We start from the raw sequence: 23,704 nt of genomic DNA on the forward strand, positions 1-23,704 counted from the left end.
ATTAAATATAAGCTACTTTAAAAGCTTGTTGGACAGCTTGTACTTCAGATGAATTTTTACCATATAAGTTTGTTGCTATACGAATACAACCCTCTTTTAATTCTTTAAAATCAGAAATCATATTTAACTCATCTGTATTCACATAATACAAGATATTAAACATCTTATCTTCTTCCAAAATCTCTTTTCTCTCTTGCTTTTCTTTTAACTCTAACATTTCAAATTCCCCATTATTATCTATTTCTATTCTCCTATTATCCCTATACATAATTACTTAGGTATAGCTCCCTTTCCTCCTGTTAAAAAAATATATTTTGATCAAATCTTCAAATCAAAAAAGGTTATTTTTACAGAAATTACAACAATACATACTACTTGAATCTCAATAAATATAAATTAATAGAATATTCCGTCTTATATTGATAAATGCTATTAAATAGATTTTGATAGAGGAAATTTCTGATATGATACTAATTGCTGAATAATATCTTTGGAGAGGATGAAATTGAACAATGAATGTTCATATACAGGGGAACGAGCAAATAACTCATTTATTAAATGAATGGTATCAAGAAATTAGAGCTAGGCATGTAGACGCCGCTCAATTACTTAAACAAGAAATCGAAAACAAAATCCATAACATAGAGGAAAATCAAACTATATTATTATACTACTCACTACTAGATTTTAGACATCAATATTTAATTGATAGTTTAAGTATTTCTAAAGATAGCTTTAAACAAAGTGATGCTTATAAAACTCCTACAGACGATTTCCTTTCATACTATTATCACTTCTTTAAAGCCATTCATTCCAATGTTACTGGCAATCATAGCCTTGCAAAAATACATTACGATAAAGCTGAATACCTATTAGAAACAATTCCTGATGAGATTGAACATGCTGAATTCCATTATGAGTTAGCCATTTTCTATTGTCATACACATAGATCAATTTTATGTATTAATCATGTAATGAAGGCTAAAGATATATTTTCAAAGCATCCTGGATATGAATTAAAAGTTGCCTTCTGTAATAACTTATATGGATTAGCATGCACTCATTTAAAAGAATGGGAATTAGCTGAGGAACACTTTATCTCTGCTATGGATACATTCCAAAAAGAAAATTTAGAATACAATATTTTAATTGTCCGTCACAATCTAGGGTTTATGTACGCTACTCAGAATCTATCTGAAGTAGCATTACGATATTTATCCGAAGTTAATCAGAAACTACCTAGCGATTATAAAGCTGTATTCATTGAAGCTAGAGAGCATTATAAATTAGGAGAACATGAAATTGCTCAAGAATTAATAAAAAAGGGCCTCCAACTCTCTACTCAATTGGGAATTGAAGGTTATATTCATCACTTTAATATTTTAGAAAAAATAAATCTACATAGCTGTGCTAATGATTTAGAAAAAGCTGTTTTAGAAGGAATTTCTTATTTTGAACGAGAAGAACTATATGAGTATATAAATGAATATACCGAAAAGTTGGCAGTCCAATTTTACAAAGAAGATAATCATCTAAAAGCTAGCTATTACTTTTATGAAGCTAGTAAAGCCAATGAAAAAAACTTTAAAAAAGGAGCATTAAAATGAAAAAATTAGCGGTTAGCTTACTTGGTATCTTAATTGTCGTTACAGTAACTTTTGGATCAAGTTCTTCAACAGGCACTCAAAGTACTGTAAATATTATTAAATATTCACATGGACATACTGGATAATGAAAGGAAGGATTACACCTTCCTTTTTTATATTTTAGAATGATAAACATATCCCCTATATATCTATAAGAATTTAAGAAATAAATAATTCAAAAGGTAAAATAAAAATACTACAATTAAAAACTTCCTTTTGTTTCTTTTCGTTGGTTTTCCAGCATGTTGTATATAAAAAAATAAGGCAATACCTGCCATAGTAATTAAAAACATTTGAAAGTAATCAAGCATCTGTAATACCCCCTCCATACAAAAAATAAGAAGTCTCTTTTTAAGAGACTTCTTATTTTTAATACAAACGACATACATAGGCTAAACACATACAATAAAGTCAGGATGATGTACTTTATTGCCTCTTCATCATAACATATAATTTATCATTTTTGTTTAATAATTCCATTAAATAAAACTTTATCAACCTTAAAATGTTTTATAATAAAATACAAATAAAATTAATAATATATTCACTTGATGCAGACGGAATATGCTCAAAAAATATATAGTTCGGTTACAATATCATTTATGATTTTTTAATTTTTTCCTTCCCTTCTGTTAAGAATACTTCAAAACTTTACTGATTATCTTATGTTAATACTTTATATATGCAATATTACATACTAACCCTTATTGAAAATAATTCTCATTGTAACTATAATGGTTTCAGGGATTGGAATTTTCACTTTCGTTTCAAATCTCACAATATATTAAAGGAGGAAATACTATTATGAAAAAATTGATTTTAGCAGGGGCACTAGGAATTGCAGTATTTTCAGGTATGAACTTACCAGGGGCTGAGGCATCAAAAGCGAGTGCAGCTACTACGAATTTAGAAATTCAAGAAGTCACAAAATACTACTCTATGAGTTCCTATGAAGTGTCTCAAAAAGAATCATTTAATCTTAAAAAAGGGGACGAACTTACAGTCTTTGTACAAAATTCAGGGTTCCCAATTTCTTATACGGTCTTTGATGCGGATAATCAAGTAATTGGCACATTCAATGCTAATTCCCCATATGGTCGCGTATTTAAAGCGCAAAAAGACGGTAATATTTCTGTACAATTTCAAGCAGGTGTAAATTCTACGTACATGAAGAAGATGAATTTTACAGCTAAATTTGCTGTTTCTAAACTTAACCAATAATAAAAAATGTAACGATCCTCTTTACCAACAAATTAAAAAGGTATATCCCTTCAATGGGATATACCTTTAGTTTTAGTGAATTTTATATTGACCAGATAACTGCTCTTGCGCCATACGAACTAAACGTTTCGTAATCTCTCCACCTACTGAACCATTTGCTCGTGCAGTTGAATCCGGTCCAAGTGTAACACCAAACTCCTGAGCAATTTCATATTTCATTTGTTCAATTGCACTTGCTGCAGCTGCTATTAAGATTTCGTTTGAATTATTATTTTCGCGAATTTGCATTTTTTAAACACCTCCGTTGAATTTGGTAATATCATGCTCTATTTCCAACAAAATATGCAAAAAAAATTATTCGTTTAGCTATTTTACATATATACCTAAGCTTTCATCCCTTATGTGGGAATAAATAAAGGTATAGGTCATACCCTATACCTTTACCTTCTTCTATCCTACTTACTTTTAAATTCCCCTATTAACCCCTGTAACTCTTGCGAGAGCCAATTTAAAGAATTTGCTAACTCTGCAATATCTTGTACATATAGTTCTTGCTCTTTCATACTTTTCTCCACATTACTACTGCTATTCACATATGTATTTGCAATGTGTGATAATTCATTTATAAACTGAACAATAGTTTGATTATTTTTTAGAATGTCACTTGAATGATTGGAAGTCGCTTTAATTTGATTTGTAACAGATTGTGCAGATTCTGAAATCTTTTCAAAGAATGCACCACTACTTTGAACAAGTGTTATTCCTAATTCTACTTCCTTTGAACTCTTCTGTATGGATCTTACAGCTCTCTCTGCTTCAGCCTGGGTTTCACCAATTAATTTAGCTATATCCCTTGCAGATGCCTCGGTTCTTTCCGCTAATATACGTACCTCGTCCGCAACATCTGAAAATTCTTCCCCCATCTCTCCAGCACATGAGGATTCAGTAGAAGCATTTAAAGCTAATGAATTTGTTTGATTTGAAATGGTTGTAATTACAGTAAGAATTTCATGAATTTCCTTAGATCGTGATTCGAATGCATAAATACTAGAAGGTACATCCTGAACTGTATCTTGGATTCTTTTCATTTGATTCACGATTTGCTTAATCAAATCTTTTCCCTCTACAGAATTCTGTTCCATGTCTTCCAAAGCATTGCCAACTTGTTTTGCAGCTCCTTTAATTTCTTTCATCTTACTTTCCATTTCTTGAACAATCCCTAAACATTTTTGCACTACATATTCATGAGAATGTACTCCTAAATTTAATCCTGTAATAGCACTTGCAATTTCTTTAAAGGCTATGCTATTCTCTTTTGTACTTACCGACAATTCCTGTGAAGATGTCGAAACCTGTTCAGCAGTCTGCCTTACTTTATCTATAATCCTATTAAACTTTTTAATAGTGTTATTAAAATAGATATTGGTTATCCCTATATCATCAGATCTTTCATTCAATTTAATACTTAAATCCCCTTCACCAACTTTACGTAACCCTTCTTGTAAATCCTTTAAAGGCGATAGAGAGTTTCGTGAGATAAATATTTGAATTGTAATTGCGATAGTTAATGAAATTATAATAAATAGTAAACCTTGTATCATAAAGTTTTTCTTTGTAAGAGGAATAATAGAAGCTTCCAAATCCGCTGCAACAATTGCAATTATATTTTTATTTTCATCTGTAACTGGCTCTAAAATTGTTACCCAGAACCCTAATTCATCTTCATACACTTCTGTCATTTGTGCCTGTTTTGTTTGTATTACTTTATCGTATGTTTTCATCCAATAAGTTGGCTGCTCATAGTATTCACCTGGTTTTACAGAAACAGTATTTGCTAATTCTGTATCCAAAGCTACTATTTGTAATTCAGCTTTATCATTTAGCTTGACTCCTGTAACATATGTTTGCCCAACACTTTTCATATCTTTTATAGATTTATCTAATTGCTCTGTCAATTTTTCTTTCTTTACTCTTTGAGCTGTGGGGTCTTTTGCTACATCTCTTACTATTTCTAGATCTAATTGATTTAATACCGCATCACCTGTTTCAAAAGACTGCCTCTCAAATATAGACATCATACTATTTTGAAACATATTAAAACTTAACGCTCCCATACTTCCAACAAGGGTCAGAATTACTAATACCGTTAGTAATACATTTTTTTGAAGCAACGATAGCTTATGCCAATATTTTTTCATTGATTTCACCTTTCTTATTTTCAACAATACAAAAACAAAGTAGTAACATATTAAGAGGTTCTCTTTCTGTTATTAATTTAAACTTTAAAATAGCATACTAATCGTTCAACCAAACGTTCCAAATTTTTTCATTTACAATTGCATCTTTTATATGTCCAGCTGCTCCTGAAAATCTATTAAAAGGAAGTCGTAATACTTCTACTACTTCATCTTTTCTATTTGTACTGATTTCTTCTAAATCGATTATATTAAAGGGTTTGCCTATAATAATTGCTATAATATTTAATGGACTACTAAGAATATTTTAAATTTCATATTTATCGCCTAAAAATTTTCACATTAGATTTGTTGAAGTTCCTTCATTGAGGATTTTTTATACTATCGTTAGTTTTATATATAAACAAGAATTTTTAAGAGCCACATCTTTAGTCATCTTTATCTTGCACAAAAAAATTGGAAAGTTTAATCCAATCTCCTATTTTATAACTTTTTTCCTTATTTTTCTATAGAATTTTAATATCTACCTGTACAAATTAAACTTAGACTCTTTTGGCCTTTACTCTTCAATTGTCTTAAATTTATATGAGATAGCGCAGAAAGTAAATTTTTAATAAAAAACTTTTGTATTAAAAAATGCAAAAATACATACTTTCCCAGAACTATATGCACTTAAATATTCATATAGTAAAATAAACAGTACAAGCTTGTCCTATACAGCATATTTCCTTAACGGGCTTGATATTATATTCATCCTAAAATTGGTGTGACCTTAATATCTCACTTAGCTCTTTAATATTTTGATATTAACAATATAGTTTTAATATATCGCTACACCTACATATAAGCCAAGAATTTAATTACAGAACGGTTTTCATCAATAGTAGGCGAAAACATGTCAAACAAAAAGAGACTCAATTATTTATTACTTTTCGTATAGATGTAATAAAAGATTATAGGAGAAATATATATGCTCAAAAAAATAAATAGATTTATGTTTACTTTGCCTACCATTTCTTTTATTTTTCTTATTTTATTAGGATCATTTTTATTTGTAATACCATTAGATCTATTCTTACCTGAAATACAAAAAAACCCAATAACAGAAGCACCTCTTATTCTTCAAGTTTTATTAGGGGTATTAGCGGCACCTATATATGAAACAGTAGTTTTTCAAGTATTTTTATTTTGGCTATTAAGTTGGATTCCTTACATTAAAAATCGCGATTACCTTATCATTTTAATAGCTTCAATTATATTTGGATTAAATCATCGATATGGAATCACTTATATAGTTGGTACAACGATAATTGGTCTTTTATATAACTATGCTTATTGGGTATATAAAAAAAAGAATGAAAAATATCAGGTTACAATGCCTGCTTTTGGGGTTGTTTTTTTGATTCACTTATTACATAATTCTATTGCTTTTATAGCATCAAATTTATAAATGTTTTAAAGATAATATAAATTAATAAATTATGTTTGTACTTGTTAAAGGTAAGAGACACGAAATAAGAATTAAAGAGAGGATTCACTAATACTTCTAAATAGTCTTGTTTCAGTTTGTTTATTTGAAGAATAAACAGAGAGGGTCCTGTCAGGTAGACAGTATTTTCAAAGCGCAGCTAAGCCCACCTGAGTCTATATTTGTATGGACTCAGGTTATTTAATTTCTCTTGAAATCTTTGATGGTTATAAGATTGTATATATTTGCGAACTTAACATAGATGAAGAAGTCTTTTTTATGTGCATTATCCTAAAAGTTTTACTTTCGTAACATACTTTCCTTCATTTTTCTAACATCCCATCCTCTTCTTCCAATCGTTTAGTCTTAGTACCCGAACCTTTAGGTTTCATTCTACCTAAACATTACCCTTTTGTTTTCCCACGTTCTTCTTCTAGTTCTTTAATACCTAAAGTTTCGAATCATTTCATTTACCGTCTTACAATTGGATAATAAATGTCTATTTCTTTCTTAACAGTTTTACATCTTCTTTTAAGTATAAACCAACTTCCTTTTCCTTTCATTTTATATAGCAAGTAATTCTAATTTACCCCATAGAAAAATCCCCTCCATAATAAATTGGTTAATGTGTTTTCTTTTTCCTATCTACTATGAGGGGAGAATAGCATACTAAAGATAGCTTCTTTTTTGTAAAAGATCTAAGATTCTAGTGCAGTAATTAATTGCTGACGTTCTTTATCTCTAAAAATTTTAATTTCATGTTTAAATTGATAATTTCCTTCTTCAAATCTAACCCATTCCTTACTTGTCCAATATACAATATCTACATTTGCATCTAAAATTACAGAACATATGTCTACTAATTCTTCTTCATAAAATGGTGCTTCTTTTGCTAGTTCAAAAGCCAGTACTTTTGGATCCTTACTTTTAATTTGAAGTTCCCTTGAAGTTTGTCCTAAATACTGCCATGGAGAATATAGGGATTGCACATGAACATTTCGAGTTTCTTTAAACTGTGATGGAGAATGTATTGTAGCAGCAAATGTAGATTTACTCACTTCTATTGTTGTGCCTAAAGCAATAGCACCAATAATAAGTTTTTTAATCATTTTTTCAGCCCCTTTAATTATTTTGGATATGCTTCATTTTTATACTACGTTCATGTTCGTGTAAATGAAGATAATTTGACATGATTCATCATTTTTTTCAAAAACTGAATATTAATTAATCGTTATAAATTTACCCAAAACAAAAAAGTTTCCTCTTGGAAACTTTTTTGTTTTGGGTATACATTATATGTATAAAAATTAGTTTTAAAAATATTTACTTATTTGTTGATAAAATTGTATATGGATATTTTTCCTACTATTATCTACACACATCTCATACAAAGCCTCACTACAACATAAACAAATTCATCTTATGACCGCGTTTCTTCTTACGAAATTAAGTGATTGTTTCAATAGCTGGTTTGGGAATCATAGAATTACTTTCTTTCTCAGCCCTATTATTCTGTTCTTTTGCCTAAAATTCCAATATCCCCATTACTTCTTTTGTAAATAGTTTAAAATCAGTTAAATGTTTTTCAATAATTTGACGAACAATATCTAAATTCACACTTTGATAATCATGAACAGCAATATTACGAAATCCAACCATTGCCTTTAACTTATTTGCTAGATCAGCGCTAAGTAATCCTGCTGTAACCAATAAATCAAAGGCCTCTCGACTAGATTGGGGTAGTCCTAATTTTTTACCTGCAACAATATGCATTGCTAGATCAATACTCGCTTCACAAGCTCTTTGTATATTCAATATTATTGAATCTTGTTTTGTAAAGTCCTCTAAATTTTCAGGGTCATTTCCATATACATCTTGGATTCTTTTTATACAACGCTCTATTGTAGAAATTTTATTTAAAATAACCTCATTCTTCATATATAGAACCTCTTTTCTTTATATCATCAAATACTATCTGTCGTTCTTCATTCAATTTTGAATACATTTTTAAGGTTTTCATTTCAAAAATGATTTTCCGTTCTTCATCAGAACAAAATATTGTCTTTCCTGTATGTATAATCTGAGCTTGAAAAACTGTAGAAGCTTCGGATAAATCAACTAAATCAACATCTCTATGAACAATGCTAGCTAAATCCTGTGCTAATAAAAAACGTTCATAGTTCCCTAATGTTGTGTCACTTACATAAGCTATATCAATATCGCTATCTTCTCGTTCTCTATTCTCAGCCGTTGATCCAAACACAATTATCCAATAGGGATTCACCGTCTCTTGTAATTTTTCTATAATAGCTGTTATCATGCTTTGAAAAATCATTTAATTAATCCCCCTTATTGTACTTGAATTTTATTATATCATAACCAATCATAAATCCTTTAAACGACTATAAATACGTAAACAAAATTAAGCTTTTTTAGTACTTAACTCCTCACAAAATTAGAAGCTTATTTCTGACCTAAAATTATTATAGTTCAGGAGTAGATATATTGTAGCTTTGGATCATAAATAATTGTTAATAATCCAACACTTGTCTGTTAAATGCCTTTTATATTTTCTTCGTGCAAAAGTAAAAGACTGACAATAACTGTTAGCCTATTTCACAATATACATTCTAATAGTTTGAGGATATATCGCTCTAACAAAGCATTATATATTAATCCACCTTTAATTTTTCTTTTACCTTTGTAGGGAGTTCGTCTTTTTTAACTTCTTCCCAAGATTTCACACCTTTTTTCTCAGAGTAATATATACGTAAAAAAGCTTCTTTACGAAGGTTTTTTAAAGCTGTAAACTCCATTTCTTTCTCTTTACCATCCTTATCAAATCCAGGTAATTTATATTCGTAAGTCGTATCCCCATTTACATTTTTCTCTTTTAATTTTTCACCATCCTTGGTAATTTGCACATAATATGTATCTGTACCAAGACGATTTAAATTACACCCGGATAACAACACAGTAAACATCACAAAAACGCTACACATAAGCACTATTCGTTTCATATTATTCACCTCATATCTTTTCTCACAAAAATTATATCCTAATCTATTGGCTGCCAAAATTCATTTCCATTACGCTAACATTACGTTTTTGTAAGGTAGTAAAAACAGCTTAAAATAAAAAGGATATAAATTCATATTTCTATTGAATTCATATCCTTTGTTCTTATTGAGTAAACTATTTTGCCCCATGCTTAATAGGAGGTATTTCTATTATTCTGGGAAAATAAAGCTAGAGTCCTCTCCACTATTAGCGGTATCTTCTTTCGGGAATATAATAGTAGATCCTTCATTTCCCTTATTTCCTTTATTTATTTCTTGTTCCTCAGGAAATACAACGGAAGAATCATTACCTAAGTTTGGTAAAAAACCAAGTTTAGATAAAATAGCTTTTAAGTCAGGTAAAACACCAATTTTATCAGAAGTTGGATCATTTGATTTCGTTCCGGTGCTAGAATCACTTAAAATATCCCTAAGCTGTCTTGGTGTATATACTCTCCCCTGATTATTTTTTGCAATTCCTTGAATTGATGCTGCAGCACCAGCAATAATAGGTGATGCGCTAGATGTTCCAGCAAAACTAGATGTATATAGATTTGTTATAAATTCACTTGGTTTAGCATCTGTAGTATCTACTGCATTCCCCCATCCATACACATCCACTCTACTACCGTAATTAGAGAAATATGAACGCTTATGAGGAACCCTTGCAGAAGCTGCCCCAACCATAATTGCCCCTGAATCTTTAAAATCAGGACTATTACGATTTAAAACTTGTTTACCATTACGGTCTCTAAATTGATCCAAGTCATTTCCGCCGTTTGCACCTGCTTCAATAATAATAATTCCCTTATTTGTTCCCATACGAATTGCATCAAATATGTCTGGTTTTACTTCCACAGGAAAATAGTTCTTATCTCCATATCCATCGTAAGTTGCTTGTGCCTCTAGTAAAAGAATATCTCCAGCTTGCATATTGTTAACCGCGCTTAAAATAGCATCAGCTGTATTATAATTTCCGTTATCCCTAATCTGAGATACAACCTTTACCTTAGCTTTCGGTGCGATCCCGATTCCACCTATGTTATTATCCTCTGCCGAAACAATTCCTAAGACTGAGGTACCATGATCATGGTGCTCGCTTTTATTCTGTCCAGATATCAGTTCAATCTTTTGATTCACTAAATCCTCATGATTAAATAACCACCCATACTCCATATCTACGAAAGTAGTTCCTTTTCCATCTCCACCTTTTATGCTCCAGGCATAAGGTGCATTAATTCCTAATGGTGCTGGTTCAAGGTAACCTTGTCTTGTAAGTCTAGGTTCATCATATGGATTAACAGATAAATTTGGCAAACGCTCTGCTGGTGGCGCCTCTTCTTCCTGTAAATACGCCGTTTCAACAAGAGATGATTTTTCAAATTTTGTAAGTAATGCTTGTACATCAATATCATCTTGAGTTTCAACAATATAATAGTTTAGCAAATTAGAAGAAATATGATCGGAATCTTTTATTTCTTTACCAAGATTTTTAATTTCTTTAGGATTTAAAGAATTAAAAAGTCGATTTATAGTTACATTTGGATATTCAGCTAAAATTCCAATTAATTCAGGATCTTGTTTTTCTTCTTTAATGAATTTTTCTATTCCATCCTGATATGGTAAATTCGCTTCATTTTTAAATTTCAAAATTAATTGTTTAGTAACTTGCTTATGTACAGTAGAATTCAATTGCTTATTTGAATAATTGTAAGTAGCCGCATAGGCAACTTCTGATTTTTCATTTGGAAGTAGTCCGCCTACCCCATTAAATGCTGTTAATGCAATTGAAGAAACTAGAATTCCCTTAAAAATTTTCAAAACGCGCACCTCTCTTTATTAATATATAGTTATAAAGAAATGTATATTATCTAATTTCTTTTTATACAAACGTTTTATATGTAGGACTATATTTTCAACTCCATTCATTCCTTAATATTTGTTTATACATCATTAATACAACCAATTCATACCAACAACTTTATTAATTCAGTTGCATTGCTGTAACCAGCATAGTTACACCTTGTGGAATAGTCAACCTTAAATGCAATTTTGCATGTAAAATCATACATACTTCTACCAACTTACTCCCAATTATTTCAAGAGAAGTTGAACTTCTATCATTTTGAGTAATTGCATATATATAATATAAAACATATAAGGGGGGTTAAAACGTGGTAATCTCAAGACAAGATTCCTGGACTGATGATAACGATTTACTTCTCGCATCAACAGTACTTCAGAATATTCGTAACGGTGGAACACAGTTAGCTGCATTCAAAGAAGTAGCAAAACTACTAGCTAGAACACCCGCAGCTTGTGGATTTCGTTGGAATTCATATGTGAGAAAACAATACCAAGAAGAAATACAACAAGCAAAACAAGACCGAAAAATGGGAAACAACATTCCCCTTTCTCCATCAGAAAAAGAAAAAAAATCTTTGTCTATTACATTAGATGATATTATTCTCTTTCTACAAAATTATAAAGATGTGAATGAATTGACAAAGTTACAAAATCAAATTGAAGATTTAAAAACAGAGAATCAATCTCTTCTACAACGTATAACTATGTATGAAGAAGAGTATCGTATGTTACTGAACCATATCGATAAGACAAGAAATTTAATTGCAGTGGATTAAACAGCATAACTATAATGACTTTCCAGTAGGATCTTCACCTGCCAAAACCGCCATAAATAAAGAAAATTCAGACTATTATTAGTGATAATAAGTAAAATACACATACATAATGTATGTGTATTTTTAATTTGAATATTATTAAAAGAAATATTTAGTCTATGTTACATCTTTTCTAATATTTCTTGTCTTTCACACCATTTCGTTAACTTTTCTAACGCCTTTTTAGATAAACGTTTTGTTTTATAATTACAAAATCTAGATAATGTCGATGGAGAAATACTCATTTCATCTGCTATTTCACGAATGCTTACCTTTTTTTCATTGTGTACTTTCAGTATTTGGTCACGGATCTTTTTCTCTATTTGTTCGACTGATTCTACAGTCTTCTTTATTTCTTTAACAACTGTTACTTCCGGTAACTTCTCTTGTGGTTCCTCTATACTCTTCTTTCCTATTACCCTATCCATTGACTGTAGCATTTCTTCAGGTGGTAAAATCGTTATTCCTAAGTTAGTGTAATAATTTTTAAACCAATTACGTTTCCCAATTTGTTGTTCATCCAGTGGATCACTATACTCCCAATGAGAGATTACTTTTTCATTTTCTAAATCCATTAGAACATTTTCTAACTGTTCTCTAATACGATTCGGCTTCCAATCTTTTGGGATATCCATTACTGCTAGTAGTCCTTTGTCCCCACCTATAGAATATGGCTTTTTCAATGATGAATACATTTGTCTAATTCTCCATTGCCATGTTAAGTATCGAATTAACCTTTTATGATATTTGTGTCTATAACTATTGTATTCAAGTGCTTTTTTAGACAATAGGGCTGTTGTATTATTTGATCCATACAAATAATTAGTTAAAAAGCTACCCGGCTTAATACGACAAGATTCAATGCCCATGTATTCATTAGTAACACTATGTCTCCATAAAACAACTGAATCTAATACAAATAATCTTTTGATAACTTCACGCTTTAATTCTAAACGTTCCCCATCATCATCACGGTCATTTAATACAACGACTTCATTATCATCATTTAAATAGATAAAAATACTTGCTAAAGCTGCAATTCTCTTTGCTATCTTAATTTTATCTTCCGCTCTATAGTATTCTTTATTTTTAACAACTGTTTTTGGAATATTGCACATCTCTAAAACTTGTTCATAAGAAAAGTCAATAAAATCATCTGGAGATTTTGCTTCATTAATCCACTGTATTGTGATTGCATCTAAGCAATCTGCCGTTAAATCATCCATATTACTCATTACGTCATCTACAAGGGTATTCCATCGAGCTGCTTCTTCTATATTGGTAAGTCTTAAATCTTCATCTTTGTGTGAAGAAAGTTGAGCTACACCATTAGAAGACCTCGTTTCAATGGGATATTGTAAGACCTTACTTATTTCATCTTCTTCAAATTGATTCTTTGCAATCCCATCTCTTAATTTATAATAAACAGCAGAGTTATTTACCTCGTAATAATCCTCGTGATTCACTATATTTGGCTTATCTATATTTTGATCATTTTCCAATATCACGGAATTAGAATGTACTACATCTTGAAATTCTTTTTCTATAAATAATTCAATTTCTTTATATATTTCTTCTTTATAAGAATCAATTTTCGCATAAATTTGTACTAATGTAATTCCGGACTCTTGCTTTTTCTCTAACCAAGATACTAATGCAGTAAATGATGGAGAAGCATGGGGTGATGTAAGTACCTTATTATTATTGTTTTCAACATCTTTAAAGTATGCATTCCACTTATTCCATACTAGCTCGTTAGTTTTATAAATTGGCTCAGAGATTAACAATGCATCTCGAAACATTTGTAATAAGTTATCCACTTTCTTTTCCTCCCTAAACCATGGATCACAATAAAATAATTCTCAGTATAAAAATCTTAACTACTATTATATTTAATTTATTGTAACAGATATTTACAAATTTTTGTTTCTTTCTTTCCCTATTCTTCTTTTCTTGCATTTCTTTTGCTCTTTACTTTCCTTAACTCCTCAACTTGCAACAGTTGCTCTTTCTCTTACCTATTTCTACTTACATTCCCTTTTGCGCTTTGTTTGCCTTACATTTCTCAACTTGCAACAGGTTGTTCTTCCTCTTACCTATTCCCCCTTACTTATATTCCTTTTGCGCTTTGTTTGCCTTAACTCTTTAACTTGCAACATACTGCTCTTTCTTTTCCCTATTTCTTCTTCCTACATTCCTTTTGCGCTTTGCTTTCCTTAACTCTTCAACTTGCAACAGGTTGCTTTTTTTCTTACCTATTTCCCCTTACTTACATTCCTTTTGCGCTTTGCTTTCCTTATATTTCTCAACTTGCAACATACTGCTCTTTCTTTTCCCTATTTCTTCTTACATTTCTTTTGCGCCTTGCTTTCCTTAACTCTCCAAATTGCAACAGGTTGTTCTTCCTCTTACCTATTTCTCCTTACTTACATTCCTTTTGCGCTTTACTTTCCTTAACTCTTTAACTTGCAACAGGTTGTTCTTCCTCTTACCTATTTTCCTTTACTGACATTCTTTTTGCGCTTTGCTTTCCTTAACTCTTTAACTTGCAACATGCTGCTCTTTCTTTTCCCTATTTCTTCTTCCTACATTTCTTTTGCGCCTTGCTTTCCTTAACTCCTCAACTTGCAACAGGTTGCTTTTTTTCTTACCTCTTTCTCCTTACTTACATTCTTTTTACGCTTTGTTTGCCTTATATTTCTCAACTTGCAACACGTTTGCGGTATCCTTTCCCTATCTCTTTCAACTTGCAACAGTATAATTTATTTCTCAACTAAGTAATTCTAAAAAAATCATGTCATTTTAAAGTTTTTAAGCTATTTATCTCATATTTTTAATAAGTTACATACATAATATGCAACATGTTTGCGGTATCCTTTCCCTAACTTCCCTACCATTTTCACTATAATCCTTTATATACCAAGGGTTTAGGTGCTTTTTTGCTTACTTTTATACATACCAATCAACTTGCAACACGTTTGCGGTATGCATGCCCTTATTTTTCTCACAAGATGCAACACTGTTTGCGGCATCCTTTCCCTACTTTCATTCTATAAATATCAACAAGTCCTTTTATATCAAGGGTAATTATTACAATTCATTTTTAATGATTACGTTTACTAACTTGCAACATGTTTGCGGTATCCTTTCCCTAACTTCCCTACCATTTTCACTATAATCCTTTATATACCAAGGGTTTAGGTGCTTTTTTGCTTACTTTTATACATACCAATCAACTTGCAACACGTTTGCGGTATCCTTAACACAAAAAAAAATCATGAAATTCTCTTATCCCTTGATACAACTAGCTTCATAAGCTGTTGCAAGTTGCTAATTTTCTTCTTAAAGGAGCACATTTCAGCAATTTTTATTTTGCTATAATCAAAATTGGTATATTTTATAGTATTTTGACATATATTTCTGAATTTGTAGAACGGAGGTGAAAAAGATGGGAAAATCATTTGTGATACGTAATCAACGTAGCTTAAATGGGAAAACAACAAACGCAGTTTTAGTAACACTAAAGTCTTGGCAAAAGTTTGTGGAAACATTTGAGGAGAAATACTACAGCTATAAAGATACATATTTAGAAGATATTCTGCAGCACATGACATACGAAGAGCGTATTGCCGATGTAGAAGGTTTTGTCGAAAAAGCCAAACCATCTTTTTCACGTCGGGCAATGCCTACACTTGCAGAAAAAGCAGGACGAAAACATAAATTATACGGTATTACGAATGCTGATCTTGAAGTGTTCCTGTTCTTACATAAAAAATGCTATACAAACGGCGTCATTCCAAATGTAACAATACATATGATGTGGGAAGATTACAAGCAATATAAAGAAGAATTTGCTTATATCCAACACTCTCAATTCTATATCGCATTAAAGAAATTAAACTTACATAACATTATCTCCATCGAAAATGGAGTAGATGGCCGTTATACAATCAAACTCACTCATTTTATGAATGAGGAAACAGAAAAAGCAAATCCGTACGTATATATTAGTCCTGTTGTATTTACAAAGGATTTCTTTAAGCTATCTGTAGCGGCTAAGAAACTATTCTTAGACATTGCAATGCAACAACATACGGAAACAACATTAAAGCGTTCTTTGGACAAGCAGGACGAAAGAGGAAACAAAACTCACTTTGGCGGGATGTATCGTTTCTTACATAAAAAATATCCGCATCAGATCCGTGCGGTTATCGAGGAATTAACAACTGCATTACCATGTACGGGGAATCCCCTATTCAAAATTTGCAAAATGCAAAAAGGTGTAAAGCATACAAAACGATATACGACATTATATCTGTCTATCCATTCAGACTTCTTATGTTCGAAAGAAGCTGGAGAAGAACAACATAGGGATCCATTTACACCAAAAGCTACCTATGCTCGAAAAGCGAAATTTATCGAAGCAGTCCTACAAGAGATGAATATCGGTGAACTTTCTGCAGACATGAATAAATTCATTCATGTATTAAAGCATACTTGTCATCGTCAAATTCGCAGTGTAATTCACGGACTACGTGACATGGTTGATCGAAAAGAAGGATATCCAACGAAAATTGTATATACATTGAAGAAACTATTGCATCAAACATCTCAATATCAAATTCTCGATACAGCAGCAAAAGAAGGTATCTACCCTCTTATTGCGCAGCATATACCAAAAGAGAGAAATAGTGACCGTGAGCAAGCTATCTTTAATTTCGGCCTACATTATTCTATGTACTCTCTTCGTAACATTAAAAAGATGTTTAAAAATGTGCATGCACTACTGAAGCAGAAGTTTGCGGTACCAGTAACAGAAGAATCTTATCACCGTAATTATCTAAAATACCAGGAAGAAACGTTATTTAGAAAATATGCATATGATCAGGGAGTGAATCTCCATGCATATATCGCTTTAGAAATTGAAATGCGTGAAAAACTAAAAGTTCGTGGCCATAAAGAACGCACAATTCCAAGTGATGTACGTGAATGGTTTATTGAAGCAATTGATAAACTACCGCAAGAACAACTGCGTGTGATTGAGCTACCAAAACAATTTAATTTACTAGAGTTTATGCGTACCTTCGAACGTTTAGTACGTGCTGGTGTAACAATAACAGCTCCAGATCAGGTGCTACACGCAATGGAAATAAAATAATAGTAACGAGCTCTCTATTTTTGAAAAAATCGAAATTAGAGGGCTATTCGTAGTTGTTTCATTCATACTCCTTTTCTACTACTCTATTTATAAATACAAAATCAGAAGGACTTCATGTAAAATGAAGTCTTTTTTTATACACTTCTATACAAATTCTCTTCTAGCACTATATAACTCTCCACATAGTGCTAGGGAGTATTCTTCTAATGTAATAAAACCTATCTCATAATACCTACAAAAAATCAAAAATAAAATTATAAAAACAGTGGATATGAGGACAAATATACTCGAATGTGAATAGTATTTTTCTGACATCATTGTAACTACTAGTGTTGTTGTATATATCTAATAAAAATCATCAATAATAATGTGAGTTATGTGTAAATACTGAGTAATGTTAACAAATAACTACATTTTCTGAACAAAATGTGGATAATTGAACGTTAGATACTGCTTATTTACCAAAATAAAGAAAATAAAGCCCATTTCCATAGTTGGATAAATATAAAGTAATTTGTATCAATTTCTTTCCGATTTCATGTAGAAACATATGCTTTTCTTTCTGCTTTTTTGTAGAATTGAAAGTCTTATAATTATTGAATCTACGGATACATTTTTTACTATTTATGATTTTTTACGTGCTAACATCAAATTTTCCCTTGTGGGAGTAGAGTTTCCCCCTATTTTTGATAACCTATAATAGTTTTATCTTTATTTCTTTTTAATATATAAGATATATATTTATAATAGATTTTATTATTAGTAGTATGAGTGTTAATAAAATGTCAGATCTAATCAAAAAAATTTAATAATAATGATCTTTAATAATGTCCATAGTATTTTTCTAAATGAAAAAAGCCTAATAGCTGTGCTAGTTATTCACATTATTTTTTAGTTGTAATATCTAAATATAAGCCCTCGTGCCTATTTATTTTAATATCTTTACTACGGTACAAGCGATGATAGTAAATTTTCTCTTATTACATATGTCTTGTAATGTTCTTAATACCATTTGTCCATTATGCATAAATTTAATTTGTTCGGATGTATTTAACTTTTGAATGTTTAGATATTCCATACAATTGCAATCATAGATCGTTTCCTTTAAATAAACCCCTATTGTTTCATGAGAAATACGAGCACAAATTATGTGCTTTTTTCATTTAGTGTACTATTAGCCTCCGATGTTCTATATACAAGTGATTCCTAACTTGAAGGCAACACAAAAAGAACTTCTTCAAGTCGATTAAATATGTGCATAGCAAAATAAGCTATATATACACTAATCGGCTCAAAGAAGCCCTTTCATAATTGAAACAAGATGAAACTTGCTCTTACAACTCAACTACAATAAAAAAAGGTGAAGCTCTTGATACAACTTCACCTTTTTAGTATATAACGAATCATTTGATAATTTAACAGTATGTTTTTAAAGTCTCTATATTTTAGCAAACTTTACAATAAAACCGTACTTCCCTATTTTTTTGAAGAAACAGGATCCATTTTTAATGTTTTTATTCCTTCTTTTAATGTAAATGCATCTGCTCTTAATGTTTTCCAACTATCTTTTGCTGCATTCAGGTTAGGTTTTAAAAATTTAAATTTATTTTGATCTGCCTTTTGGGATGCTTTATCAATATGATTAAGTACTCCTGAATACTGAGAATCTAAATCATGCCATTGTGCTGACATATAGGTAAGAGCATTAATAGCTGATCCAATTGCATTTTGCATTTCAGCAATATTATTATACGCAACCCCAACTACACGATTTAATGTTATTTTATAGTCTACCGTTTGGCGTAATTGAGCTAATAACGGCTCTAACGTACCTAAATTATTTCTTGCTACCCCTATCATTACACCTCCAGCAATCCATGTAGGGATTGAGGGATATGATACAGTTATTATTCCATCCGATTCTACTTGTTTAAAATGTCTTATTTGCTCTAAAACATCATTTAGGCGTTTTTCATCTTCATCTATTCCAGATGCTTGATTTTTTAAAATTGATTGCAAGATATCTTTATGACCTCCAAATGCTCGGACATCTTCTCCAATACTATCTCTTAATTTAGCTAGTTCTTGTATTAAATTCTGTGTATATGCTTGGTTTTGTTTAATCTCACCTTGTAAATCTGTGATGCCTTCTTTTAATGTATCTGCATCTCCTTCATTAATTGCTTCTACTAATGTATCGTAATAATTGTCAAATGTGGTATCATACTCTACAATTCCTGTAAGTGTATCTAAAAGTTGTTTTTTTATGTGCGCATCCCATTTTGTAGCATGCTCTCTGGCATTCTTTTGATCTTGTGCAATTTGACTAGGTAGATTTGTATATCCTTTAATATCAATTCCTTCAAAGTTAACATCTGGATTATTAATTAACAAATAAGAGTAATCATTCATGGATTTTGCAAATACCCCAGCATCTTGCAAAGCTTTTTTCATCTTTTCGCTGTTTACAGAAAGAGATATATCTTCCGTACTGGTTTGTTCTATTTTACTTTCACTTGCAAAAGCAGCTACTGGTGAAACTACAGTAGTTGTTGTCAGGGTTAAAAACGTCGATACAGCAAGTAGTTTATAAGGAAAATTATTATTCACTTTAATTCCTCCTATTAATATATATTAATTTTTAGTTTGTTTTTTCTTGTTTAAAAGCAATATCTTTTGAAATGAATTCTGCGTCCTTATGAATATCATTCCAACTTTGTTTAGCAGTTTTTAAATCGTCAGGTATTAACGAAAGTTTATGTTCTTGCATTTGATCGATATTATCATATAAATCTTTATAATTAGCCCCCATTTTATTCCATTGTTGCTGAATACTTGTTAGAGACATGATTGCTTGGTCCACTGTCTGATACAAATATGTTAAAGTGTCCTTGGTATTAGTAAGTGAAATAACCGCTTGATTAGCCAGATCAGCTTTCATACTTAATTCTCCGATTTTATTCGAAATTTCATTATAAGAATTCATATGATTAGATGCCTCGACACCAGCTGCTGTTCCTAAACCGATACTAGCGGCTCCTAGAGCTGTAAGACCACCAACAACAGCTGGTGTAGCTGTACCACCCGTCACAACAATTACTACCGCTCCTGCAATCGTTCCAATAACTAAAATAGCAGCTCCTAATCCACCACCAATTGACCAGGCTAATACATTATCAAAATGTGATTTCTGTGTAGAACGTAAATTCTCAATTTCGGCCTGAAGTTGTGGGACTAGTGCTTGTTTTCCCGCTAATATAGCCGTCAATCCGCCCTGTCCATCGGGACCACCAACATTATTTTTAAAATCTACAGTATTTGTATACAACTTTGTTTTAAAAGCCTCTAACATCTTAATGACTTCCGTAACATCATTTGAATTTGTATGAATTGTATCGATTAAATCCCCTATTCCTTCTTTGAGGCTCACCTTATCTTTCTTTTTTACAGTGTCTACTAATGTATCGTAATAGTTTTGAAATTGCTCATCATAATTTACAATATTACGTGCTGTTTTTTGAATGTTTGGCTTCGCTGTATCTAACCAGTAATTTGCATTGATTCGTGACAGTTCCTGATTCAGGTGAATATTTTTGATTAATTCTCCTCCTCCTGAACCTAAATCAATGTTGGATAAATTTACATTCGGTTGCTTAATCATAGTTTTTGCGTACAAATCCATTACAAGAATATGAGAGCCTGTTTCAGCCAATGCTTTCTTTAATCCTTCAGGTCCTAACGCATAATTTTCTATTTTCTGTTCCTGAGCTGTCTGTTCTTGTGCAAGTGCATGAATAGTACTACCATTCGTAGCAGTTATAATCGTTGCTAAAGTGGCTAAAGTTATAACCTTAAATGGAAATTTCATCATTTGATTCTCCTCCTTATTTTCAGTTGCGTTATAATATTTTTATTAAACCTAATTTCTTAATATCAAAATTTATAAACTTGTTCTTCGAGTTGAGCTGTTACACTTTTTAATCGTCTTAATGTATCTTTTTGAGACTGAGTGTTATTGGTATCAACTTCAGTCGATAATTTTGTAATACTATTATTTATTAGATCCAAATCCTCTTTGTAACGTTTCATTAGCTCAATTTCTCCATCTACTTGATTAGCAAATGTATGCAAATCATTTTGCATGAAAAGAATCATTGATTTTTGTAAATCTGCTACTGTTAATTTAGTTGTTAAGTCATATAATTTCTGATTTTGTTTCTCTAAATCGTTTAAATATGCACGTTGCTCTGCTGTTAGTTTATTAATTTCAGCAAAAGTATTATATGTTTTTTTAATTTTTTCAGGATCAATTACTTTCATAAGATCATACTCTTTTGTTTTTGTAACTGCAGCTGCAGCAATTTCGCCTTTTTTACTTTTCTCTATCGCTTCACGTGCTTCTTTTTTGGCAGCCTCAATTTCTATAGCTGATTTTCCCTTTTCTTTTGCTTCTTGCTCTGCTTTCTTCTCTGCGTCTACAATGGCATTGTTTATTTCTTTTCCTTTGTTATACGCTGCTACTGCTGTTTGAGCTGCCGGTTCAATGATATCTTTTGATAGACTATAAATTTCTTGGAATACCTTTAGTCCTTGTTCATTTAAAGCTCCTGGTAATAACGCTATTTGCTGTAAATCATTTTGAATTGATTTTTTTGTATTTAGTATTTCATTTTTTAACTTATCTATTTTTCCTGTTCCCTCTGAATTAAGGACACTCTGTGCTTTTGTCACATCAGTATCAAGATTTTTCAACTTCTTATCTACCTGTAGTTTTAGATCTGTTAACTCATTAATTTGACGTTGCACACTTTCTTGGTTTGTTATGGTCATGTCTTGAAGGACTTCCAGTCTATCTGTAAACCCTTCTTTATCTTCCTTATTATCTACAAATCCTTTTAATGTTGGATAATAACTATTAAATTTAGTTACAAATCCTTTACTTTTTGAATTTAATAGAATTAATTTAGGATAAAGTTCGGATGACCACTCTTTCATATCTTGTTTAATTAGAAATTGAGTTGTATTTAAAGATGGAACTTCTTCAAGTTGTATATTCGGATTTGCTAAAGCTCCATCGATAAAGGTTTGTGTTAACTTGGAGTGTGCACCTAATTTTCGTAATGCTGAGGAAATATCTATATTATCTTGTTTTGTTTCTGCCTGAACAATTGGCGTTGCGAGAGTATTGATAGGAATAGTCGCCCCGGTAACAATTGATGTTATTAAAAATCCTGCCATAATTTTGCCCTTCATTCCGTACACCTCTTTACTATTATTTTTTACGATTTTAATCGTATATGCTGTAAAATCTAACGTTAGAATTTCTTCATACACACTTGAAGATAGAATTTTTTACTAAAGAGTAATTGCATCTCGTTTTTTATTTGTTTTTGATAGAATATAAGGTCCTTACTTCCCCCCCATTTTAATCACTATGTTTTTCATAAGTAAACTAGAAAATTGTATATCTAATGTTTGATTTTTCTGACATTAAATGTTTTGTTTTTTTCTAATTATATTTAAAAAGTTTTTATACTATTATCACTTCATGAAGTGAAATAATTTTACTACTATAATTAAACATAAAATTTGTTGGTATCATTGAATCTTAATAAATATCATATAAAAAAATGTTATTACTATAATTTTATGGGATTTTATGTATTATGTACTTTATATGAATATGTACAATTGCATACTCATATAAAGTACTATCCTTGAATAACATACAAGGCAGTCACCATACATTCCTATCAACTTAAGAGTTTTTACTTCCCCAATTGTAAAAAAGTTGTTATTTCTAAAATTTAACTAGAAAAGATGATGTTTTTTATCCATCTTTCAATTCAAGATGAATTACAACTATTTTTTAAAGTTTGTTCGAACTGGAGAATACAACCAAATTAATCTAGATAATATAGTGACGAAGTTTTTTCTCAGAAATAAGGAACTGATTCTAAAAATGAAATAACTTTATTGCTACTCAACAATTCCTTAATCGGTCTTTCCGTTCAGATTTTTTGGGAACTATAAAAATATTCCTTTAGATAAACAGATCCCAAGGGACAAAACATCGCAATTTTTTTAAAACGTCGAGACTTTATTCAAAACATTATGCCCCTTTTATAAGCAATTTCACTTTATTTAAAAAACGATATTAAAAATATCCTTCAAATCCAGGAGCATAACTTTGCCGCAAACAAAAAGAACCATAAGTTTGCTGTTCCAGAAAACTTATGGTTCATATTACACTTATTTTGAAAATTATTCATGCAA

The 23,704-nt window shown here is 30.8% G+C and carries 18 protein-coding genes; 6 read left to right on the forward strand and 12 right to left on the reverse strand.

Going from position 1 to position 23,704, the window contains the following annotated elements:
• Position 1: 1 nt before the first annotated feature.
• Positions 2 to 217: a M4 family metallopeptidase gene (locus MR143_RS33330; RefSeq protein WP_002182086.1), complete on the reverse strand. Its 216-nt coding sequence runs from the start codon at positions 215 to 217 to the stop codon at positions 2 to 4.
• Positions 218 to 512: 295 nt separating this feature from the next.
• On the opposite strand from MR143_RS33330, the gene MR143_RS29525 reads away from it, so the two are divergent.
• The 3 genes from MR143_RS29525 (at position 513) to MR143_RS29530 (ending at position 2,867) form a co-directional block, all read left to right on the forward strand.
• On the forward strand, positions 513 to 1,607 hold the full coding sequence (locus tag MR143_RS29525; RefSeq protein WP_001100602.1) for a Rap family tetratricopeptide repeat protein: 1,095 nt from the start codon (positions 513 to 515) through the stop codon (positions 1,605 to 1,607).
• The gene (locus tag MR143_RS33090; protein WP_000732005.1) at positions 1,604 to 1,732 is read left to right on the forward strand and encodes a hypothetical protein; all 129 of its coding nucleotides are present in this window, start codon (positions 1,604 to 1,606) and stop codon (positions 1,730 to 1,732) included. Before MR143_RS29525 ends, MR143_RS33090 begins: the two co-directional genes overlap by 4 nt.
• 718 nt (positions 1,733 to 2,450) lie before the next feature.
• Positions 2,451 to 2,867 carry a hypothetical protein gene (locus MR143_RS29530; RefSeq protein ID WP_000733521.1) on the forward strand — a complete coding sequence of 139 codons (417 nt, stop codon included), beginning with the start codon at positions 2,451 to 2,453 and terminating at the stop codon, positions 2,865 to 2,867.
• A 72-nt stretch (positions 2,868 to 2,939) separates the two neighbouring features.
• Here MR143_RS29530 and MR143_RS29535 read toward each other — a convergent pair whose 3' ends face one another.
• Positions 2,940 to 3,155 (reverse strand): alpha/beta-type small acid-soluble spore protein, encoded by a 216-nt coding sequence (locus MR143_RS29535; RefSeq protein ID WP_001167047.1) that lies wholly within the window; start codon positions 3,153 to 3,155, stop codon positions 2,940 to 2,942.
• A 167-nt stretch (positions 3,156 to 3,322) separates the two neighbouring features.
• A complete protein-coding gene (locus MR143_RS29540; protein WP_199718452.1) occupies positions 3,323 to 5,065 on the reverse strand; it encodes a methyl-accepting chemotaxis protein in 1,743 nt (580 codons plus the stop codon).
• Positions 5,066 to 6,032: 967 nt separating this feature from the next.
• Between MR143_RS29540 and MR143_RS29545 the strand changes: the two genes are divergently transcribed.
• Positions 6,033 to 6,512: a CPBP family intramembrane glutamic endopeptidase gene (locus MR143_RS29545; protein WP_000913866.1), complete on the forward strand. Its 480-nt coding sequence runs from the start codon at positions 6,033 to 6,035 to the stop codon at positions 6,510 to 6,512.
• 716 nt (positions 6,513 to 7,228) lie between these two features.
• On the opposite strand, the gene MR143_RS29550 is transcribed toward MR143_RS29545, so the two are convergent.
• The 5 genes from MR143_RS29550 to MR143_RS29570 all read right to left on the reverse strand — a co-directional run bounded on the left by MR143_RS29550 (position 7,229) and on the right by MR143_RS29570 (position 11,410).
• Positions 7,229 to 7,639 carry a hypothetical protein gene (locus tag MR143_RS29550; protein WP_242281219.1) on the reverse strand — a complete coding sequence of 137 codons (411 nt, stop codon included), beginning with the start codon at positions 7,637 to 7,639 and terminating at the stop codon, positions 7,229 to 7,231.
• Positions 7,640 to 8,054: 415 nt separating this feature from the next.
• On the reverse strand, positions 8,055 to 8,468 hold the full coding sequence (gene hepT / locus MR143_RS29555) for a type VII toxin-antitoxin system HepT family RNase toxin (protein ID WP_000787540.1): 414 nt from the start codon (positions 8,466 to 8,468) through the stop codon (positions 8,055 to 8,057).
• On the reverse strand, positions 8,458 to 8,865 hold the full coding sequence (gene mntA / locus MR143_RS29560; protein ID WP_000577225.1) for a type VII toxin-antitoxin system MntA family adenylyltransferase antitoxin: 408 nt from the start codon (positions 8,863 to 8,865) through the stop codon (positions 8,458 to 8,460). Before mntA ends, hepT begins: the two co-directional genes overlap by 11 nt.
• 337 nt (positions 8,866 to 9,202) lie before the next feature.
• Complete coding sequence (locus tag MR143_RS29565) at positions 9,203 to 9,550, reverse strand: YxeA family protein (RefSeq protein WP_000822914.1); 348 nt, start codon at positions 9,548 to 9,550, stop codon at positions 9,203 to 9,205.
• A 210-nt stretch (positions 9,551 to 9,760) separates the two neighbouring features.
• The gene (locus MR143_RS29570) at positions 9,761 to 11,410 is read right to left on the reverse strand and encodes a S8 family peptidase (protein ID WP_242281220.1); all 1,650 of its coding nucleotides are present in this window, start codon (positions 11,408 to 11,410) and stop codon (positions 9,761 to 9,763) included.
• Between the two features lie 353 nt (positions 11,411 to 11,763).
• Between MR143_RS29570 and MR143_RS29575 the strand changes: the two genes are divergently transcribed.
• Positions 11,764 to 12,231, forward strand: a complete 468-nt coding sequence (locus tag MR143_RS29575) for an RsfA family transcriptional regulator (protein ID WP_000237076.1) — start codon at positions 11,764 to 11,766, stop codon at positions 12,229 to 12,231.
• A 161-nt stretch (positions 12,232 to 12,392) separates the two neighbouring features.
• On the opposite strand, the gene MR143_RS29580 is transcribed toward MR143_RS29575, so the two are convergent.
• Positions 12,393 to 14,090, reverse strand: coding sequence for a helix-turn-helix domain-containing protein (locus MR143_RS29580; RefSeq protein WP_242281221.1), 1,698 nt, complete (start codon positions 14,088 to 14,090; stop codon positions 12,393 to 12,395).
• Positions 14,091 to 15,718: 1,628 nt separating this feature from the next.
• Here MR143_RS29580 and MR143_RS29585 point away from each other — a divergent pair.
• Positions 15,719 to 17,428 carry a hypothetical protein gene (locus MR143_RS29585; RefSeq protein ID WP_242281222.1) on the forward strand — a complete coding sequence of 570 codons (1,710 nt, stop codon included), beginning with the start codon at positions 15,719 to 15,721 and terminating at the stop codon, positions 17,426 to 17,428.
• Positions 17,429 to 18,904: 1,476 nt separating this feature from the next.
• On the opposite strand, the gene hblA is transcribed toward MR143_RS29585, so the two are convergent.
• From hblA to hblC, 3 genes are all read right to left on the reverse strand, one after another.
• On the reverse strand, positions 18,905 to 20,038 hold the full coding sequence (gene hblA, locus MR143_RS29590; RefSeq protein WP_001063467.1) for a hemolysin BL binding component B: 1,134 nt from the start codon (positions 20,036 to 20,038) through the stop codon (positions 18,905 to 18,907).
• 31 nt (positions 20,039 to 20,069) lie between these two features.
• Complete coding sequence (hblD, locus tag MR143_RS29595; RefSeq protein WP_242281223.1) at positions 20,070 to 21,299, reverse strand: hemolysin BL lytic component L1; 1,230 nt, start codon at positions 21,297 to 21,299, stop codon at positions 20,070 to 20,072.
• A gap of 62 nt (positions 21,300 to 21,361) precedes the next feature.
• Positions 21,362 to 22,681, reverse strand: a complete 1,320-nt coding sequence (hblC, locus tag MR143_RS29600; RefSeq protein WP_242281224.1) for a hemolysin BL lytic component L2 — start codon at positions 22,679 to 22,681, stop codon at positions 21,362 to 21,364.
• Between the last annotated feature and the right edge of the window lie 1,023 nt (positions 22,682 to 23,704).

This window comes from Bacillus cereus group sp. BfR-BA-01347, assembly GCF_022663835.1.
GTDB lineage: Bacteria > Bacillota > Bacilli > Bacillales > Bacillaceae_G > Bacillus_A > Bacillus_A thuringiensis_K.

Bases quoted from the DNA above. Each gene is read 5' to 3' on its own strand.
- MR143_RS33330 (WP_002182086.1), bottom strand. From the start codon at position 217: ATGTTAGAGTTAAAAGAAAAGCAAGAGAGAAAAGAGATTTTGGAAGAA.
- MR143_RS29525 (WP_001100602.1), top strand. From the start codon at position 513: ATGAATGTTCATATACAGGGGAACGAGCAAATAACTCATTTATTAAAT.
- MR143_RS33090 (WP_000732005.1), top strand. From the start codon at position 1,604: ATGAAAAAATTAGCGGTTAGCTTACTTGGTATCTTAATTGTCGTTACA.
- MR143_RS29530 (WP_000733521.1), top strand. From the start codon at position 2,451: ATGAAAAAATTGATTTTAGCAGGGGCACTAGGAATTGCAGTATTTTCA.
- MR143_RS29535 (WP_001167047.1), bottom strand. From the start codon at position 3,155: ATGCAAATTCGCGAAAATAATAATTCAAACGAAATCTTAATAGCAGCT.
- MR143_RS29540 (WP_199718452.1), bottom strand. From the start codon at position 5,065: ATGAAAAAATATTGGCATAAGCTATCGTTGCTTCAAAAAAATGTATTA.
- MR143_RS29545 (WP_000913866.1), top strand. From the start codon at position 6,033: ATGCTCAAAAAAATAAATAGATTTATGTTTACTTTGCCTACCATTTCT.
- MR143_RS29550 (WP_242281219.1), bottom strand. From the start codon at position 7,639: ATGATTAAAAAACTTATTATTGGTGCTATTGCTTTAGGCACAACAATA.
- hepT (WP_000787540.1), bottom strand. From the start codon at position 8,468: ATGAAGAATGAGGTTATTTTAAATAAAATTTCTACAATAGAGCGTTGT.
- mntA (WP_000577225.1), bottom strand. From the start codon at position 8,865: ATGATTTTTCAAAGCATGATAACAGCTATTATAGAAAAATTACAAGAG.
- MR143_RS29565 (WP_000822914.1), bottom strand. From the start codon at position 9,550: ATGAAACGAATAGTGCTTATGTGTAGCGTTTTTGTGATGTTTACTGTG.
- MR143_RS29585 (WP_242281222.1), top strand. From the start codon at position 15,719: ATGGGAAAATCATTTGTGATACGTAATCAACGTAGCTTAAATGGGAAA.
- hblD (WP_242281223.1), bottom strand. From the start codon at position 21,299: ATGATGAAATTTCCATTTAAGGTTATAACTTTAGCCACTTTAGCAACG.
- hblC (WP_242281224.1), bottom strand. From the start codon at position 22,681: ATGAAGGGCAAAATTATGGCAGGATTTTTAATAACATCAATTGTTACC.